Genomic DNA, 14,925 nt, shown 5'->3' on the forward strand with positions numbered 1-14,925 from the left:
ATTGCTGCTAAATGCGCTGAATTGGCTATAATCTTGGTCTATTTTAAAGATCTAGCGTGAAATTTGACAATATAATCACGCTGGATCGGCAATATTATGGGAAGATTCCAGTTCATATCATGAAGTAGGAAGATGGCAGCACAATGACAGCTAAATCACGCATTCTTGTCTTAAATGGTCCAAATTTAAATCTGTTGGGTCTACGCGAACCGGGTCACTATGGTTCTCAAACCTTACCACAGATTATCGACACTTTGACCGAGCAAGCCCACAAAGCTGGTGTTGAACTAGAGCATCTGCAATCAAATCGCGAATATGAACTGATTGAGAAAATCCACGAATCTTTTGGCAAAGTTGATTTCATTATCATCAACCCAGCAGCCTTCACACATACTAGTGTTGCTCTGCGAGACGCCCTGCTCGGCGTTTCTATCCCATTTATTGAAGTACATTTATCCAACGTGCACGCACGCGAGCCTTTCCGCCATCATTCTTATCTCTCAGATAAGGCACAAGGTGTGATTTGCGGCCTAGGTGCACAAGGTTATGAATTCGCTTTGTCTGCTGCCGTAAACACATTGCAGGCACAGTAACTTAATTACTATCACAGTAAATGAACACACTCTGCAGCTCACCAAGAGCTGTCTTATTCACAAGATAAAAGAGAAAGAAAAGATGGATATCCGTAAAATCAAAAAGCTTATCGAGTTAGTTGAAGAATCTGGCATTGCTGAGCTAGAAATCTCTGAAGGTGAAGAGTCGGTACGAATCAGCCGTAACGGTTCAGCGGCACCCGCTCCAATTCAATACGCAGCACCAGTTGCAGCGGCACCAGCAGCAGCGCCTGCGGCGGCACCGGCAGCAGCGCCTGCCCCAGCAGCAGAAGCAGCGCCAGCAGTACCAGCGGGTCATCAAGTGCTTTCTCCAATGGTCGGTACTTTCTACCGTGCTCCAAGCCCAGATTCAAAGTCATTCATCGAAGTAGGTCAATCAGTCACCGCTGGCGAAACTCTATGTATCGTTGAAGCAATGAAGATGATGAACCAAATCGAAGCAGACAAATCTGGTGTTGTTACTGCAATCCTAGTTGACGATGGTCAGCCAGTTGAATTCGACCAACCACTTGTTGTTATCGAATAATAGAGGCTGTCTCTTATGTTAGATAAATTAGTCATCGCGAACCGAGGCGAAATTGCGCTTCGTATTCTTCGCGCATGTAAAGAATTAGGCATCAAAACCGTTGCCGTGCACTCAACAGCAGACCGTGACTTGAAACACGTTCTTCTTGCTGATGAGGCAATTTGTATCGGTCCAGCTCGCGGCATCGATAGTTACTTGAACATCCCACGTATCATTTCTGCTGCAGAAGTAACGGGCGCGATCGCTATCCACCCGGGTTACGGCTTTCTGTCTGAGAATGCAGACTTTGCCGAGCAAGTTGAGCGTAGCGGCTTTATCTTTGTTGGCCCAAAAGCGGAAACTATCCGCATCATGGGTGACAAGGTTTCTGCTATCACAGCAATGAAAAAAGCGGGCGTTCCTTGTGTACCAGGTTCTGACGGCCCTCTAAACGATGATGAATCGGCGAATAAAGCGCACGCTAAACGCATCGGCTACCCAGTTATCATCAAAGCCTCTGGTGGCGGCGGTGGTCGTGGTATGCGCGTGGTTCGCTCTGAAGCTGAGCTAGTAGAAGCTATCGCGATGACGCGTGCAGAAGCAAAAGCAGCATTCAACAACGACATGGTTTACATGGAGAAATTCCTAGAAAACCCACGTCACGTTGAAGTACAGGTGATTGCTGATGGGCAAGGCGGTGCTATCCACCTAGGTGAACGTGACTGTTCTATGCAGCGTCGTCACCAGAAAGTGGTTGAAGAAGCGCCTGCTCCGGGTATCACAGCAGAAATGCGTAAGTACATTGGTGAGCGTTGTACGCGTGCTTGTTTGGAAATAGGTTACCGTGGTGCGGGTACGTTCGAGTTCCTTTACGAAAACGGCGAATTCTACTTCATCGAAATGAACACGCGTATTCAGGTAGAGCACCCAGTAACAGAAATGGTGACTGGTGTTGACCTGATCAAAGAACAGCTTCGTGTTGCAGCAGGCCAACCTTTGTCATTCACTCAGGATGACATCAAGATCCGCGGCCATGCGATTGAGTGTCGTATCAACGCAGAAGACCCTGAGCGTTTCCTACCTTCACCAGGTAAGATCGAGCGTTTCCACGCGCCAGGCGGTATGGGCGTTCGTTGGGAGTCGCACATCTACACGGGCTACACAGTACCACCGCACTATGACTCAATGGTCGGTAAGCTGATCACATTCGGTGAAAACCGTGATGTTGCCATTGCTCGTATGAAGAACGCACTCGGTGAGATGATCATCGAAGGCATCAAGACCAACGTTCCGCTACAAGAAAGCATCATGAACGACGAAAACTTCCAACATGGTGGTGCTAACATCCACTACCTAGAGAAAAAACTGGGTCTGCAGTAATTCGATTGCTGACACGATACAAATGCTCACTTCGGTGAGCATTTTTGTTTTCAGCGCACTCTGGACTCAAATAACCCCCAGAGTTCTGCTACACTCTGCGCAAATTTAAATCTAACTATCTAGACGAGCACATACCCATGCCTTGGATTCAAATCAAACTCAATGCGACCAACGACAACGCTGAGCAAATCGGCGATATGCTAATGGAAGAAACAGGAGCGCTGTCGGTGACCTTCTTAGACGCGCACGACACGCCAGTATTTGAGCCTTTGCCGGGAGAAACTCGTCTGTGGGGTGATACGGATATTCTCGCTCTGTACGACGCTGAAGCGGATACTCAGTTTATTATTGAACAGACCAAGAACAGCAACTTGCTACCCGAAGGCTTTGCTTACAAAGTGGAGCAGTTGGAAGACAAAGACTGGGAACGAGAGTGGATGGACAACTTCCACCCAATGAAGTTTGGTGAGCGCTTGTGGATCTGTCCAAGCTGGCGAGACGTCCCAGAGCCGGATGCAGTCAACGTGATGTTAGACCCTGGCCTCGCTTTTGGTACTGGTACTCACCCAACTACTGCGCTGTGTCTGGAGTGGCTGGAAGGGCTAGACCTGTCGGGTAAAACCGTGATCGACTTTGGTTGTGGGTCTGGCATCTTAGCGATCGCTGCGATCAAGCTCGGTGCCAAAAAGGTCATTGGGATCGATATTGATCCTCAAGCACTGCTTGCCTCTAAAGACAACGCTGAACGTAATGGTGTTGCCGAGAAACTAGAAGTATTCCTACCACAAGATCAACCAGAAGGTCTGCTCGCTGACATCGTCGTCGCGAACATTCTCGCCGGACCACTCCGTGAGTTGTCGCCAGTGATTAAGTCCTTGGTCAAACCAAATGGTGAGCTGGCGATGTCCGGCGTGCTGGATACACAGGCTGAAGATGTCGCTAACTATTACCGTGATGAACTTCACATTGATCCTATCAAGGAGCAAAATGAGTGGTGTCGAATCTCTGGTCGAAAGCAAGGCTAGATAAGACTTTCAAGGCTAATTGATTGAAATTCATACAAATTACAAAAACAATTTGTAAATGCTCAAATATTAGTCTTTTCACAGCGGAAAAAAATGCGTAAAATGCGCGCCCTTGCTGGTACTAAGCTGTGAAGACGTTTTGAAAATCGGAAATCATCAACTTAAGAATAATCTCATCGTCGCCCCTATGGCGGGAGTGACTGATAGACCATTTCGAGAGTTATGCCTTCGCTATGGTGCTGGGATGGCCGTCAGTGAAATGATGTCCTCAAACCCAAAGCTATGGAAAACGTCAAAATCCAAGCAGCGCATGGTCCATGAAGGTGAATCGGGCATTCGATCTGTACAGATTGCGGGGGCTGATCCACAACTGATGGCCGACGCTGCACAGTTTAGCGTTGAGAACGGTGCGCAAATCATCGATATCAACATGGGCTGCCCAGCAAAAAAAGTGAATAAGAAGCTTGCCGGTTCTGCACTGCTTCGCTTCCCAGATATCATCGAAGATATCCTGAAAGCGGTGGTCAATGCAGTCGATGTCCCTGTGACACTCAAAACCCGAACAGGCTGGGACCCAGACAATAAGAACTGTGTCCAAATCGCTAAATTAGCCGAAGACTGCGGCATACAAGCACTTGCTCTGCATGGCAGAACAAAAGTATGTATGTACAAAGGTGAGGCCGAATATGACAGCATCAGAGCCGTCAAGCAGGCAATTTCGATACCCGTTATCGCAAACGGTGATATCGATAGCCCAGAGAAAGCCAAGCGCGTACTGGAGTACACCGGTGCGGATGCTCTGATGATTGGACGTCCCGCCCAAGGTCGTCCATGGATTTTCCAGGAAATCCAATACTTTTTGGAAAACGGCACCACAATGCCAGATCTTCCGTCCGCGGAAGTGAAGGACATTCTGCTGGGTCATGTGAATGCGCTCCACGATTTCTATGGGGAGTACTTAGGGCCGCGAATCGCGCGTAAGCACGTAGGCTGGTATCTAAAAGAGCATGAGCAAGCAAGTGGGTTTCGCCGTGCCTTCAACGCGATTGAGGCAGCAGAGCTGCAACTTGAAGCGTTAGAAGCGTATTTTGATAAAGCCTAACGATTTGAAGTAATCGCTTCAGATATAATGGCTAAACGTTGCATCATAATTAAGAGAAGAGCTAGACCGAATATGTTCGAACAAAATCTGACTTCAGAAGCATTAACAGTAACTACAGTAACGTCACAGGACCAGATTACTCAGAAACCATTACGTGACTCTGTTAAAGCGTCTCTTAAAAACTACTTGGCTCAACTAAACGGCCAAGAAGTCACAGAACTATACGAATTAGTTCTAGCTGAAGTTGAACAGCCACTGCTAGATACCATCATGCAATATACTCGCGGTAACCAGACTCGCGCAGCAACTATGATGGGTATTAACCGCGGTACTCTTCGCAAGAAACTTAAAAAATACGGCATGAACTAATACGTTCTGACGAATTTTATTTTGAGAAAGCCGATTCCAGTTAGAGTCGGCTTTTTCCGTTTCTGCCGCATTTCATTTATAAAATGTCATTAGTTTTATAACTTTAGTGCGACTCACTTGTTCACCCACTGTTTTATTTTTGAGACTACAGTTGAGCATAGAAACCCAACACATATCGAGTCTCATTTTCACGCCATTTAAGTGAGTAAATAGTAATCAAACTGTGATCTATTACGATTGCCATCACTACTTGTCTAGATATAATGCGGTGTTCATCTGTTGTTGGATAAAACTATATGCTTGATAAGCAAAGGGAAGCATGGCTAAGCCTGATTTTAAATGAACTTCCTGACCGACTTTTCGTGTTAGAGCAGTCGGGGCGCTTTATCGAGGGTTTTGGGGGAACGTTCCACACAGTTAGCCTTGAAAAAAATGGTTACGCCAACAAAGCGCTACACGACATCCTTCCACAGGATAAAGCCGACCAACTACTCAGTTACATAAAAGATGTTAGTGAATCTGCCAAACCGCTGGTTGTGCAGTACAGTGTCAACCCTATTGAATGCTTACAACTATCCATTGATGAGCTGGAAACGCTAGATGGCTCTGAAGACATGTGGTTCGAAGCCACCATTAAGCCCCTATGCTTAGGAGATGGTACGCAGTATGTATTGTGGCAAGAGCGTGATATCACGAGCAACTATCGCCGCCAGGAAGAGCTGAAACGCCTTTCTGAAACGGATGAGCTAACTGGCATTTTCAACCGCCGAGCATTCCTTGAATCTCTTGAACAAGAATTACAACGCTATAATGAGACTCAGCGTAATTTGTCATGCTTAATGATCGATATTGATCACTTCAAAGAAATCAACGATCAAGTTGGCCACCTTTCTGGTGATGAAGTCATTACTCTGGTTGCTAGTATGTGCCAGAAGCAGATTCGTGGCAGCGACTACATTGGGCGACTTGGCGGCGAAGAATTTGGCATTGTACTTTCAAACACAAACGCCATTCAAGCTTATGACATTGCCGAACGCATACGACAATCGATTGAAAATGCCCCCTGCAATGTCGACGGCCATATCATTCATCCAACCGTCAGTATTGGTATCGCAGAAGTCACCTCAGATATCTCTCATGTAAGAGAGCTGTTGGTTCAAGCAGACAAAGCGATGTACTACTCCAAGCAGACGGGTCGTAACCAAGTTACGCTCTATCACGATAACTTGCCGGATATGAAGGTTCAGTCTGCGATTCAAGCCAAAATTCGACAAGCGAGTTAAAGCTCATCACAACACGTCGAGGAGCGTTCTTCACTACCCAGCGCCTCTAAAATCGAGCAATGACTGGCATCATCATCAACATGGCCACAGCACGCATCGTTGATTTTCTTCAATGCCTTGCGGATACGGGTCAACTCTGCAATCTTTTCATCAATTAATTCGAGTTTTGCTGAGGTAATGGCTTTGACTTCCGCACAACTATGTTCGGTGGCTTCTAGCTTTATCTCCAACAGCTCGCGAATCTCTTCCAAACTTAACCCAAGATCTTTGGCTTTTAGAATAAATCCGACCTGTTTTTGATTTTCTTCATTATAAAGACGATACCCCGATTCACTGCGTCCCATAGGGCGGAGCAGGTGATTTTTCTCGTAGAAACGCAAAGTATCGGTCGTCACACCACAACGCTTTGCCAGTTCTCCAATCTGGAACATAACTTTCCTTATTAACTATCTCGTTACTTTTTAAGTTAAAAAGCACGGTTTTCATAATTATTTTTGAGATGCCAAACGATTGCGCGAGCTTTTTTGTAATAAATTAGTTAGAATGTGCGCCATCAAGTTTAGAGTCTAATATCTGCCCAGTTTCGACTGGCAAAAAGGTCTTTACCAAAACTGGCCAATATTTTATCCCTACGAGATAAAAACAAGTTCATTTTTGGCAAATATCTTTAGTTTAACTCCATGACTTTGAGGAAGATGGAAGCATGAACAACGCTCGTCCAATTCGCCGCGCCCTTATCAGCGTATCAGACAAAACAGGTATTGTTGAGTTTGCCCAAGCTCTCGCTGAACGCGATGTCGATATCCTATCCACAGGTGGTACTGCCCGCTTGCTTGCTGAGCAAGGCATTGCTGTCACAGAAGTATCCGATTATACGGATTTCCCGGAAATGATGGACGGACGCGTTAAAACACTTCACCCAAAGGTTCATGGTGGTGTTTTAGGCCGTCGCGGTCAAGACGATGATGTGATGGAAAAACACGGCATCACCCCTATCGATATGGTTGTCGTTAACCTATATCCATTTGCTGAAACTGTGGCTAAAGAAGGCTGTACGCTTTCTGACGCGGTTGAGAACATCGATATTGGTGGTCCAACAATGGTTCGCTCTGCGGCGAAAAACCACAAAGACGTGACTATCGTTGTAAATGCACACGACTACGACCGCGTTATTGCAGAAATGGACGCAAACGAAACGTCTCTTACGCTAGAAACACGCTTCGACCTCGCTATCGCGGCATTCGAGCACACCGCGTCTTATGACGGTATGATCGCAAACTACTTCGGCACTATGGTTCCTAGCTACGGCGAGAACAAAGAAGGTGATGAAGAGAGCAAATTCCCTCGCACATTCAACCAGCAATTCGAGAAGAAGCAAGACATGCGCTACGGTGAGAACAGCCACCAAGCAGCTGCTTTCTACGTTGAAGCAAACCCTGAAGAAGCTTCGGTTTCCACTGCTCGCCAAATCCAAGGCAAAGCTCTCTCTTACAACAATATCGCAGACACTGACGCAGCGCTTGAGTGCGTAAAAGAGTTCGATGAACCAGCGTGTGTGATCGTAAAACACGCAAACCCATGTGGTGTTGCACTTGGCGAAGACATCCTTGAAGCGTACAACCGTGCTTACCAAACTGACCCAACATCAGCATTTGGCGGTATCATCGCATTCAACCGCGAACTTGATGCAGTAACAGCATCTGCGATTGTTGAGCGTCAATTTGTTGAGGTTATCATCGCGCCATCTGTCTCTGCAGAAGCAATCAAGATTGTTGCAGCGAAGAAGAACGTTCGCCTACTTGAATGTGGCGAGTGGACAACTAAAACCACTGGCTTCGACGTAAAACGCGTTAACGGTGGCCTACTGGTTCAAGACCGCGACCAAGGCATGGTTACCCTAGACGACCTTAAAGTGGTTTCTAAGCGTCAACCAACTGATGAAGAGCTGAAAGATGCCCTATTCTGTTGGAAAGTAGCGAAGTACGTGAAATCTAACGCGATCGTTTACTCGAAAGGTGACATGACTATCGGTGTAGGCGCAGGCCAAATGAGCCGCGTTTACTCTGCGAAAATTGCGGGCATTAAAGCGGCAGATGAGGGTCTAGAAGTTGCCGGTAGCGTAATGGCTTCTGATGCATTCTTCCCATTCCGTGACGGTATCGATGCGGCGGCAGAAGCGGGCATCAAATGTGTCATTCAACCGGGCGGCTCTATGCGTGATGACGAAGTTATCGCTGCAGCGGACGAACACGGTATGGCAATGATCTTTACCGGTATGCGTCACTTCCGCCACTAGAAAGAAGCGAGCGCTTCGCTTCTGGAAACGGGAACGCGGCGCTCCGAGAAGAGCAAGACTTAACTAAATTTCTCAAAACCGTCATTCCGTATAGCGAGGAACGAGCGTAGTACGGAATCTCTGGGTTTAACATGTTAAACAGATTCCTGACAGTTTTGTTCCTCAACGTCGGGAATGACGATTTTTGATTGAAGGATTTAAAATGAACGTACTTATCATCGGTGCTGGCGGTCGTGAGCACGCTTTAGGTTGGAAAGCAGCACAAAACCCAAACGTTGAAACCGTATTCGTTGCACCTGGTAATGCAGGTACAGCACTGGAGCCTAAACTTGAGAACGTAGACATAGGTGTAGAAGCGATTTCTGAGCTGGTTGCATTCGCTCAAGATAAGCAAATAGAGCTGACGATTGTTGGCCCAGAAGCACCTCTCGTTATTGGGGTGGTTGACGCTTTCCGTGAAGCGGGATTACCTATTTTTGGCCCGACTCAAGCCGCTGCGCAACTAGAAGGGTCAAAAGCATTCACCAAAGATTTCTTAGCCCGTCACAATATTCCTACTGCAGCTTACGCTAACTTCACTGAAATCGAGCCAGCACTGGCTTACGTTCGTGAACGAGGTGCGCCTATCGTTGTTAAAGCAGACGGTCTGGCGGCTGGCAAAGGTGTTATCGTTGCGATGACACTAGAAGACGCAGAAGACGCCATCAAAGACATGCTCGCAGGCAACGCCTTTGGTGAAGCGGGAAGTCGCGTGGTGATCGAAGAGTTCCTTGATGGAGAAGAAGCCAGTTTCATCGTTATGGTTGATGGTGCGAGCGTTTTACCTATGGCCACCAGCCAAGACCACAAACGTGTTGGCGATAAAGACACTGGCCCTAACACGGGAGGTATGGGGGCTTACTCCCCTGCACCAGTAGTCACGCCAGAGATCCACGAACGTATTCTTGAAGAAGTTATCTACCCAACCGTGCGCGGCATGGACGCGGAAGGTCACCCTTACACTGGCTTCCTTTATGCTGGTCTTATGATCGACAAAGACGGCACGCCAAAAGTCATCGAGTATAACTGCCGCTTTGGCGATCCAGAAACTCAGCCAATTATGATGCGTATGGAATCAGATCTGGTTGAACTATGCCTGATGGCTATCGATGAGAAGCTAGATGAAGCCGAATCTAAGTGGGATCAGCGTGCATCTATCGGTGTGGTTCTAGCCGCAGGGGGCTACCCAGCAGACTACGCAAAAGGTGATGTAATTTCTCTGCCTGCCAGTGAAGTGGAAGGCCAGAAGATCTTTCACGCTGGTACAGCGAACAACAAAGCGGGTGAAATCGTAACTAACGGTGGCCGGGTATTGTGTGCAACAGCATTGGGAAATAGCGTCTCAGATGCACAGAAACAAGCGTATAAGCTGGCTCAGCAAGTTAGTTGGAATGGTATGTTCCATCGCAATGACATTGGTTACCGAGCGATAGAGCGCGAACAAAGCGAATAACCTCTCAGTATCAAAAAAGGCGCTTCTTTAGGCGCCTTTTATATTTTAATCAGACAATAAACTAGGTCTTTCAATACACGAGTGCTCTTCATCTGCCAGCATGAGTAAATCTTCAACAATGACTCGATTGGTGCGCGTAGAACCGAGAAAAGCCACATAGTTATCCACTCCAGCTAAGCGACTCACCACAAATGACGGAAGTGTCTGATTAAACTCCAATCGGGAATAACTCTGACCAGAACAAGTTTCAAACGTTGAACCATCCCAATAGCCTTGAATCAACTCCTGACCTTTTTTATCCTGCCTTTTCGTTACTGTTGCCACAGTCACGGCATCATTCTTGTATCGCTCGAGTTCATCAGGCTTCACCGGAAACACTTTTCCATCTAGACGATACTGCTGATAAACCGCTTCGCCTTCCTTGTTAAAGCGAACATGCACACTGTATTTCACCAGCCCTTGTTCACCTTTCAATTGCTCACCTTCACGAATCAACTCTCGAAGTTCTCCTTCAGCCCAGCGATAGTCTGTCTTATACCAGCCATAATCTCCAGCCGTGACATAATCTGCAGCCGTACTTGGAGACGCTAATTTTTCGGTATACCAGTACAGGCTTGTGGCATCACCCATGCTCTTTCCACCTGTGTAGCTAGTGAGTTGGGTTAAGTTGGATGTAGGGGCGTTGGAAGAACAACCAAGGATAAAAGAGGTGATTAGTGAAGAAAATAAACGTTTTTTCATGACAGTGATGCGCCAAGACAGAAAACTACCTTGGCGCATTATCAATTATTTCACTGCGTCTTTCAGAGCTTTACCTGCAACAAATGCAGGAACGTTTGCAGCAGCAATTTGGATCTCAGCACCTGTTTTAGGGTTACGACCTGTACGAGCTGCACGGTGGTTTACTTTGAATGTACCAAAACCAATTAGTTGAACTTGGTCACCCTCTTTAAGTGCATCAGTTACACCATCAAGAGTTGCTTCAAGAGCAGCCTTAGCTTGTGCTTTAGATAGGTCTGCTTTCTCTGCGATAAAGTCGATTAATTGGGTCTTGTTCATTAGGTTTCCCTTCTCATATGTTATCGAATTCATCTCACTCTAAATCATAAATGCCCCATCTGGCAAAGGTTTGTAAGCGATCTTTAGCTTTCATGACGTACTTTTAACCATAATATGAGTAATAACTCACAATTTGTTACTTTCCTCTCCTATCCAGAGGCTTGTTTTTAATCATAATGAACCTTATTTATAGAACGTGGAAAGCCCATGAAGCCTGATATTGTGGGGCCTGAAGCGAATATAAAATACTCACACCAATAATGCCCAGGCATAGTAGCTCATTTAGCAATTGATATTTTTAATGGTTACATTGCAAAATTCGGTGGTGGTATAAACCTGATATAGGACATGTATGTTACTGCTAACCATCTACGTCTCTGTTGCGATTGGCGTATCCTTTATCTGCTCGGTCCTCGAAGCAGTACTTCTGAGTATTACTCCCAGTTATCTGGCACAACTGCGTCAGCAAGGGCATCCTGCTGCAGAAAAGTTATCAAAGTTAAAAGCAGATATCGATCGTCCACTGGCGTCAATTCTGACTCTGAATACCATTGCTCACACCATAGGTGCGGCCAGTGCAGGTGCTCAAGCGGCTGTTGTTTTCGGAAGTGAGTGGCTGGGCGTATTCTCTGGCGTCTTGACGCTAGGTATTCTTGTGTTATCTGAGATTGTGCCAAAAACAATTGGTGCGACCTATTGGCGTAAACTGGCTCCTCTAGCGGCGGTGACCCTGCGTTGGATGGTATGGGCGCTAACACCGTTTGTGTGGTTCTCAGAGCAAATCACCAAACGCCTAGCAAGCGGTCATCAAGCGCCTAAGATGCGCGACGAATTATCAGCGATGGCTATCTTGGCTAAAGAGAGCGGTGAATTTGCGGAAGGTGAGACTAAGATCCTCACTAACCTTCTCGGTATTCAAGACGTGCCTGTTACTCAGGTCATGACACCACGCCCAGTTGTATTCCGTGTTGATGCTGAAATGAGTATTAATGAGTTTCTTTCTCAGCATAAAGACACACCGTTTTCTCGCCCGCTGGTTTACAGCCAATCCAAAGACAATATCATTGGCTTTGTTCACCGCTTAGAGATGTTTAAACTTCAGCAAGCGGGCTGTGGCGAAAAACAACTAGGAGCCGTGATGCGTCCGGTTCACGTTTTACTGAACAACCTATCTCTGCCAAAAGCGTTTGAGCAGATGATGGCGAAACGCCTCCAGCTAGCAATGGTTGTTGATGAATACGGCACCATACAGGGAATTCTGACACTGGAAGATATCTTCGAACATCTGGTTGGGGAAGAAATCGTCGATGAAGCCGATCGAGCCACTGACATGCAAGAGCTGGCGTTTGAGCGCTGGGAAAAATGGAAAGAGACGCATGGCGTAATCGAAAGTCGCGATGACGATGAAGATGATCAGGTTTCTGAACCACAAGCCAAGAAAGAAGACCACTAATCTAATCGGGAGTCTCTATGACTCCCGTTTTTCATTAAAGACTAACACCAATATTGCTGATGCCATCTTCTCTCAGCTCAAAGCGAAGATCTTTAATCAGTTCAATGTCTCGTTCTTGAGCATCTTTCAATGGACGGAAAATAGCCCATTGCACATCCCACTCTTCACAAACCGCTTCATTGTCTTTCTGATTACCATTGGTGACCTCGAGACCGGTTTGCGCTTCTTCTAGCTGAGCAACCGTCTGTACCGACTGTTGACTGACTTTTTGCATGCTTTCAAATAAGTCATCGCGATCTAACAAGCCATGTAGCAATGTAGACAAACCAATACAGGCATCAATCGCGGGGTAAACACCATAAAAATCAAAATCCTCAGAACTTGGAATAATCTCTTCTAACTTCTCCAACTGGCGCTCATAATTAACCTTGGCACTCTTGACTGTCAGCTGCTCCCAAATGCTATCCAGAATATCGCGATAAATACGTGGCTCTGCAAATTCCGTACTGTCACAAAACATCGCATAATTTGGGTACATACGTTCACACAGACACGCCATAAAGGTGATCTGCTTCCAAGGTTCTAACTTCTCAAGGCGAAGTTGAAGAGGGTTCTGTAGCATAAGGACTCATTGGTTCAGAAAAAGACAGCGGAAGTGTACTTGATAACCATAGTGGAAAAAAGCGAAGCCGATGAACAATTTCACCAACAAAGTTTATTTACTGACTGAGCATAACGAAACTTACCAGCAGCAACTCGACAAGCTGCGTTTACCGGATCTCGAGATCACTGAGAATCCACAAGGTGCTAATATTTTACTGGCCTCTCCACCACTGGCCGTCAAGCGGCTTAATGAATTTCCTAACGTCGAGTGGATGCAATCGGTTTATGCTGGTGTCGATGCTCTCACCAGCGACACCCCGAACTTTCTGCTGACCAATGTGAAGGGAATATTTGGTCAGCAAATCTCGGAATACGTTCTCGGTTACTTGATACAACATCATCGCCACTTTTTACATTACCAAGAAAGTCAGAGTCAGTCAAAATGGGAACCCAAACCCTATCAGTCTCTGCGTTCACTCACGTTATTAATATTGGGGACAGGCTCGATAGGGAGTCATCTCGCCAAAACGGCTCAAGCATTTGGCATAAAAGTGGTCGGCATTAACCGAAGCGGTATTCCGACCATGCACTCCCCTTTTGACGAGACTTACCATATTCAGGAGCTAGCGAGTGTCCTAAGCCGAGTCGATGTGGTCGTTAACACGCTGCCCAGTACCAAAGAAACGCATCATCTACTTAATCATCAGTCTCTCAGTCACTGCCAATCCGCCCTACTGTTCAATGTGGGACGAGGGGATGTGGTGTGTGAGACAGGTTTACTTGCCGCGATAGAGGCTCAAGCCATTGCCCATGCCTTTCTTGATGTGTTTGAACACGAGCCACTGGAAACCAATCACCCATTCTGGCACCACCCTGCAATAACGATCACGCCGCATATCGCTGCTCTCAGCTTCCCTGACCAAGTCGTAGAGATCTTTGCTGACAACTATCATCGCTGGCGAGATGGATTCTCACTACTCAATCAAGTCGACCTCGATAAAGGTTACTGATGCTAGAAGATCTACTCCAACAAATTCGCCAATGTCGGCTGTGCGAGCCATATTTACCTCTGGGAGCCAATCCCATTATTCAGGCGAATAAAGAAGCCAAGCTATTGATCATCGGGCAAGCGCCAGGGACCCGAGTGCACAAAACATCCATTCCCTGGAATGATCCGAGCGGTGACAGATTAAGACAATGGCTTGAGCTTGATAAAACAGCATTTTATGATGCAAGCAAAATAGCCATCATGCCCATGGGGCTTTGTTATCCCGGCAAAGGTAAAAGCGGCGATCTCCCTCCACGAAAAGAATGTGCACCGCAATGGCACAGTCAAGTACTCGAACAACTGCCTAACATTGGTATGACGCTGTTGGTAGGCCAGTACGCACAAAACTATTATCTGCAAAACAAACCCAAAACACTCACCGAAACTGTCAGAGCGTGGCAGCAGTGGGCACCTCACTATTTACCTCTACCTCACCCTTCTCCAAGAAATACTTTGTGGTTGAAGCGTAACCCTTGGTTCGAAGCCGAAGTGGTGCCTTTTATTCGCGAATACGTGCATGCTCATATAGGGATTGGACGATAAACGAGTTTTGAATTCGCTCGAATTTCTGTAATAAAATTTCAACAAATATAGAAAAAATGACCACGTTATATCAGTTGCATTGATTTGCACAATATTTGCAATCTTAGCCTACAGCATTTGACTCACAGCGATATTTTTCGCTAGATTGTCTAC

The 14,925-nt window shown here is 46.5% G+C and carries 16 protein-coding genes; 12 read left to right on the plus strand and 4 right to left on the minus strand.

Features of this window, described 5'->3' with window-relative positions; all coding sequences use genetic code 11:
- Positions 1-143: 143 nt before the first annotated feature.
- From aroQ to KW548_00805, 7 genes are all read left to right on the plus strand, one after another.
- Positions 144-593, plus strand: coding sequence for a type II 3-dehydroquinate dehydratase (aroQ, locus tag KW548_00775; GenBank protein ID QXX06721.1), 450 nt, complete (start codon positions 144-146; stop codon positions 591-593).
- A gap of 82 nt (positions 594-675) precedes the next feature.
- A complete protein-coding gene (gene accB / locus KW548_00780) occupies positions 676-1,140 on the plus strand; it encodes an acetyl-CoA carboxylase biotin carboxyl carrier protein (GenBank protein QXX06722.1) in 465 nt (154 codons plus the stop codon).
- Positions 1,141-1,155: 15 nt separating this feature from the next.
- On the plus strand, positions 1,156-2,499 hold the full coding sequence (gene accC, locus KW548_00785) for an acetyl-CoA carboxylase biotin carboxylase subunit (protein ID QXX06723.1): 1,344 nt from the start codon (positions 1,156-1,158) through the stop codon (positions 2,497-2,499).
- A gap of 137 nt (positions 2,500-2,636) precedes the next feature.
- Entirely contained in the window at positions 2,637-3,524 is an 888-nt protein-coding gene (gene prmA / locus KW548_00790) for a 50S ribosomal protein L11 methyltransferase (GenBank protein ID QXX06724.1), read from the plus strand.
- Between the two features lie 139 nt (positions 3,525-3,663).
- The gene (gene dusB, locus KW548_00795) at positions 3,664-4,626 is read left to right on the plus strand and encodes a tRNA dihydrouridine synthase DusB (protein ID QXX06725.1); all 963 of its coding nucleotides are present in this window, start codon (positions 3,664-3,666) and stop codon (positions 4,624-4,626) included.
- Between the two features lie 72 nt (positions 4,627-4,698).
- Positions 4,699-4,995: a DNA-binding transcriptional regulator Fis gene (gene fis, locus KW548_00800; protein QXX06726.1), complete on the plus strand. Its 297-nt coding sequence runs from the start codon at positions 4,699-4,701 to the stop codon at positions 4,993-4,995.
- Between the two features lie 296 nt (positions 4,996-5,291).
- On the plus strand, positions 5,292-6,278 hold the full coding sequence (locus KW548_00805) for a GGDEF domain-containing protein (GenBank protein ID QXX06727.1): 987 nt from the start codon (positions 5,292-5,294) through the stop codon (positions 6,276-6,278).
- Here KW548_00805 and zntR read toward each other — a convergent pair.
- Positions 6,275-6,709 (minus strand): Zn(2+)-responsive transcriptional regulator, encoded by a 435-nt coding sequence (zntR, locus tag KW548_00810; protein ID QXX06728.1) that lies wholly within the window; start codon positions 6,707-6,709, stop codon positions 6,275-6,277. The two genes, KW548_00805 and zntR, sit on opposite strands and share 4 nt — an antisense overlap.
- A 272-nt stretch (positions 6,710-6,981) precedes the next feature.
- On the opposite strand from zntR, the gene purH reads away from it, so the two are divergent.
- The gene (purH, locus tag KW548_00815) at positions 6,982-8,574 is read left to right on the plus strand and encodes a bifunctional phosphoribosylaminoimidazolecarboxamide formyltransferase/IMP cyclohydrolase (GenBank protein QXX06729.1); all 1,593 of its coding nucleotides are present in this window, start codon (positions 6,982-6,984) and stop codon (positions 8,572-8,574) included.
- A 202-nt stretch (positions 8,575-8,776) separates the two neighbouring features.
- Positions 8,777-10,066 (plus strand): phosphoribosylamine--glycine ligase, encoded by a 1,290-nt coding sequence (purD, locus tag KW548_00820; protein QXX06730.1) that lies wholly within the window; start codon positions 8,777-8,779, stop codon positions 10,064-10,066.
- Between the two features lie 45 nt (positions 10,067-10,111).
- On the opposite strand, the gene KW548_00825 is transcribed toward purD, so the two are convergent.
- Complete coding sequence (locus KW548_00825) at positions 10,112-10,846, minus strand: DUF1481 domain-containing protein (protein ID QXX06731.1); 735 nt, start codon at positions 10,844-10,846, stop codon at positions 10,112-10,114.
- A gap of 6 nt (positions 10,847-10,852) precedes the next feature.
- Positions 10,853-11,125, minus strand: a complete 273-nt coding sequence (gene hupA / locus KW548_00830) for a DNA-binding protein HU-alpha (GenBank protein ID QXX06732.1) — start codon at positions 11,123-11,125, stop codon at positions 10,853-10,855.
- Between the two features lie 352 nt (positions 11,126-11,477).
- Between hupA and KW548_00835 the strand changes: the two genes are divergently transcribed.
- Positions 11,478-12,578: a hemolysin family protein gene (locus KW548_00835; protein ID QXX06733.1), complete on the plus strand. Its 1,101-nt coding sequence runs from the start codon at positions 11,478-11,480 to the stop codon at positions 12,576-12,578.
- A 34-nt stretch (positions 12,579-12,612) separates the two neighbouring features.
- Here the strand turns inward: KW548_00835 and KW548_00840 are convergent, their stop codons facing one another.
- Positions 12,613-13,200 (minus strand): DUF416 family protein, encoded by a 588-nt coding sequence (locus KW548_00840; protein QXX06734.1) that lies wholly within the window; start codon positions 13,198-13,200, stop codon positions 12,613-12,615.
- 70 nt (positions 13,201-13,270) lie between these two features.
- Between KW548_00840 and KW548_00845 the strand changes: the two genes are divergently transcribed.
- Both KW548_00845 and KW548_00850 read left to right on the plus strand, forming a co-directional pair.
- The gene (locus KW548_00845) at positions 13,271-14,191 is read left to right on the plus strand and encodes a D-2-hydroxyacid dehydrogenase (GenBank protein QXX06735.1); all 921 of its coding nucleotides are present in this window, start codon (positions 13,271-13,273) and stop codon (positions 14,189-14,191) included.
- Positions 14,191-14,772, plus strand: a complete 582-nt coding sequence (locus KW548_00850; protein ID QXX06736.1) for a uracil-DNA glycosylase family protein — start codon at positions 14,191-14,193, stop codon at positions 14,770-14,772. The genes KW548_00845 and KW548_00850 overlap by 1 nt, the downstream gene beginning before the upstream one ends.
- Positions 14,773-14,925: the final 153 nt, after the last annotated feature.

Origin of the sequence: Vibrio neptunius (genome assembly GCA_019339365.1) — a bacterium.
GTDB classification, from domain to species: Bacteria; Pseudomonadota; Gammaproteobacteria; order Enterobacterales; family Vibrionaceae; genus Vibrio; species Vibrio neptunius.

What these genes read in the sequence shown, in the direction of transcription:
- aroQ (QXX06721.1), top strand. Translation starts at nt 144, where the DNA reads ATGACAGCTAAATCACGCATTCTTGTCTTAAATGGTCCAAATTTAAAT.
- accB (QXX06722.1), top strand. Translation starts at nt 676, where the DNA reads ATGGATATCCGTAAAATCAAAAAGCTTATCGAGTTAGTTGAAGAATCT.
- accC (QXX06723.1), top strand. Translation starts at nt 1,156, where the DNA reads ATGTTAGATAAATTAGTCATCGCGAACCGAGGCGAAATTGCGCTTCGT.
- prmA (QXX06724.1), top strand. Translation starts at nt 2,637, where the DNA reads ATGCCTTGGATTCAAATCAAACTCAATGCGACCAACGACAACGCTGAG.
- fis (QXX06726.1), top strand. Translation starts at nt 4,699, where the DNA reads ATGTTCGAACAAAATCTGACTTCAGAAGCATTAACAGTAACTACAGTA.
- KW548_00805 (QXX06727.1), top strand. Translation starts at nt 5,292, where the DNA reads ATGCTTGATAAGCAAAGGGAAGCATGGCTAAGCCTGATTTTAAATGAA.
- zntR (QXX06728.1), bottom strand. Translation starts at nt 6,709, where the DNA reads ATGTTCCAGATTGGAGAACTGGCAAAGCGTTGTGGTGTGACGACCGAT.
- purH (QXX06729.1), top strand. Translation starts at nt 6,982, where the DNA reads ATGAACAACGCTCGTCCAATTCGCCGCGCCCTTATCAGCGTATCAGAC.
- purD (QXX06730.1), top strand. Translation starts at nt 8,777, where the DNA reads ATGAACGTACTTATCATCGGTGCTGGCGGTCGTGAGCACGCTTTAGGT.
- KW548_00825 (QXX06731.1), bottom strand. Translation starts at nt 10,846, where the DNA reads ATGCGCCAAGGTAGTTTTCTGTCTTGGCGCATCACTGTCATGAAAAAA.
- hupA (QXX06732.1), bottom strand. Translation starts at nt 11,125, where the DNA reads ATGAACAAGACCCAATTAATCGACTTTATCGCAGAGAAAGCAGACCTA.
- KW548_00835 (QXX06733.1), top strand. Translation starts at nt 11,478, where the DNA reads ATGTTACTGCTAACCATCTACGTCTCTGTTGCGATTGGCGTATCCTTT.
- KW548_00840 (QXX06734.1), bottom strand. Translation starts at nt 13,200, where the DNA reads ATGCTACAGAACCCTCTTCAACTTCGCCTTGAGAAGTTAGAACCTTGG.
- KW548_00845 (QXX06735.1), top strand. Translation starts at nt 13,271, where the DNA reads ATGAACAATTTCACCAACAAAGTTTATTTACTGACTGAGCATAACGAA.
- KW548_00850 (QXX06736.1), top strand. Translation starts at nt 14,191, where the DNA reads ATGCTAGAAGATCTACTCCAACAAATTCGCCAATGTCGGCTGTGCGAG.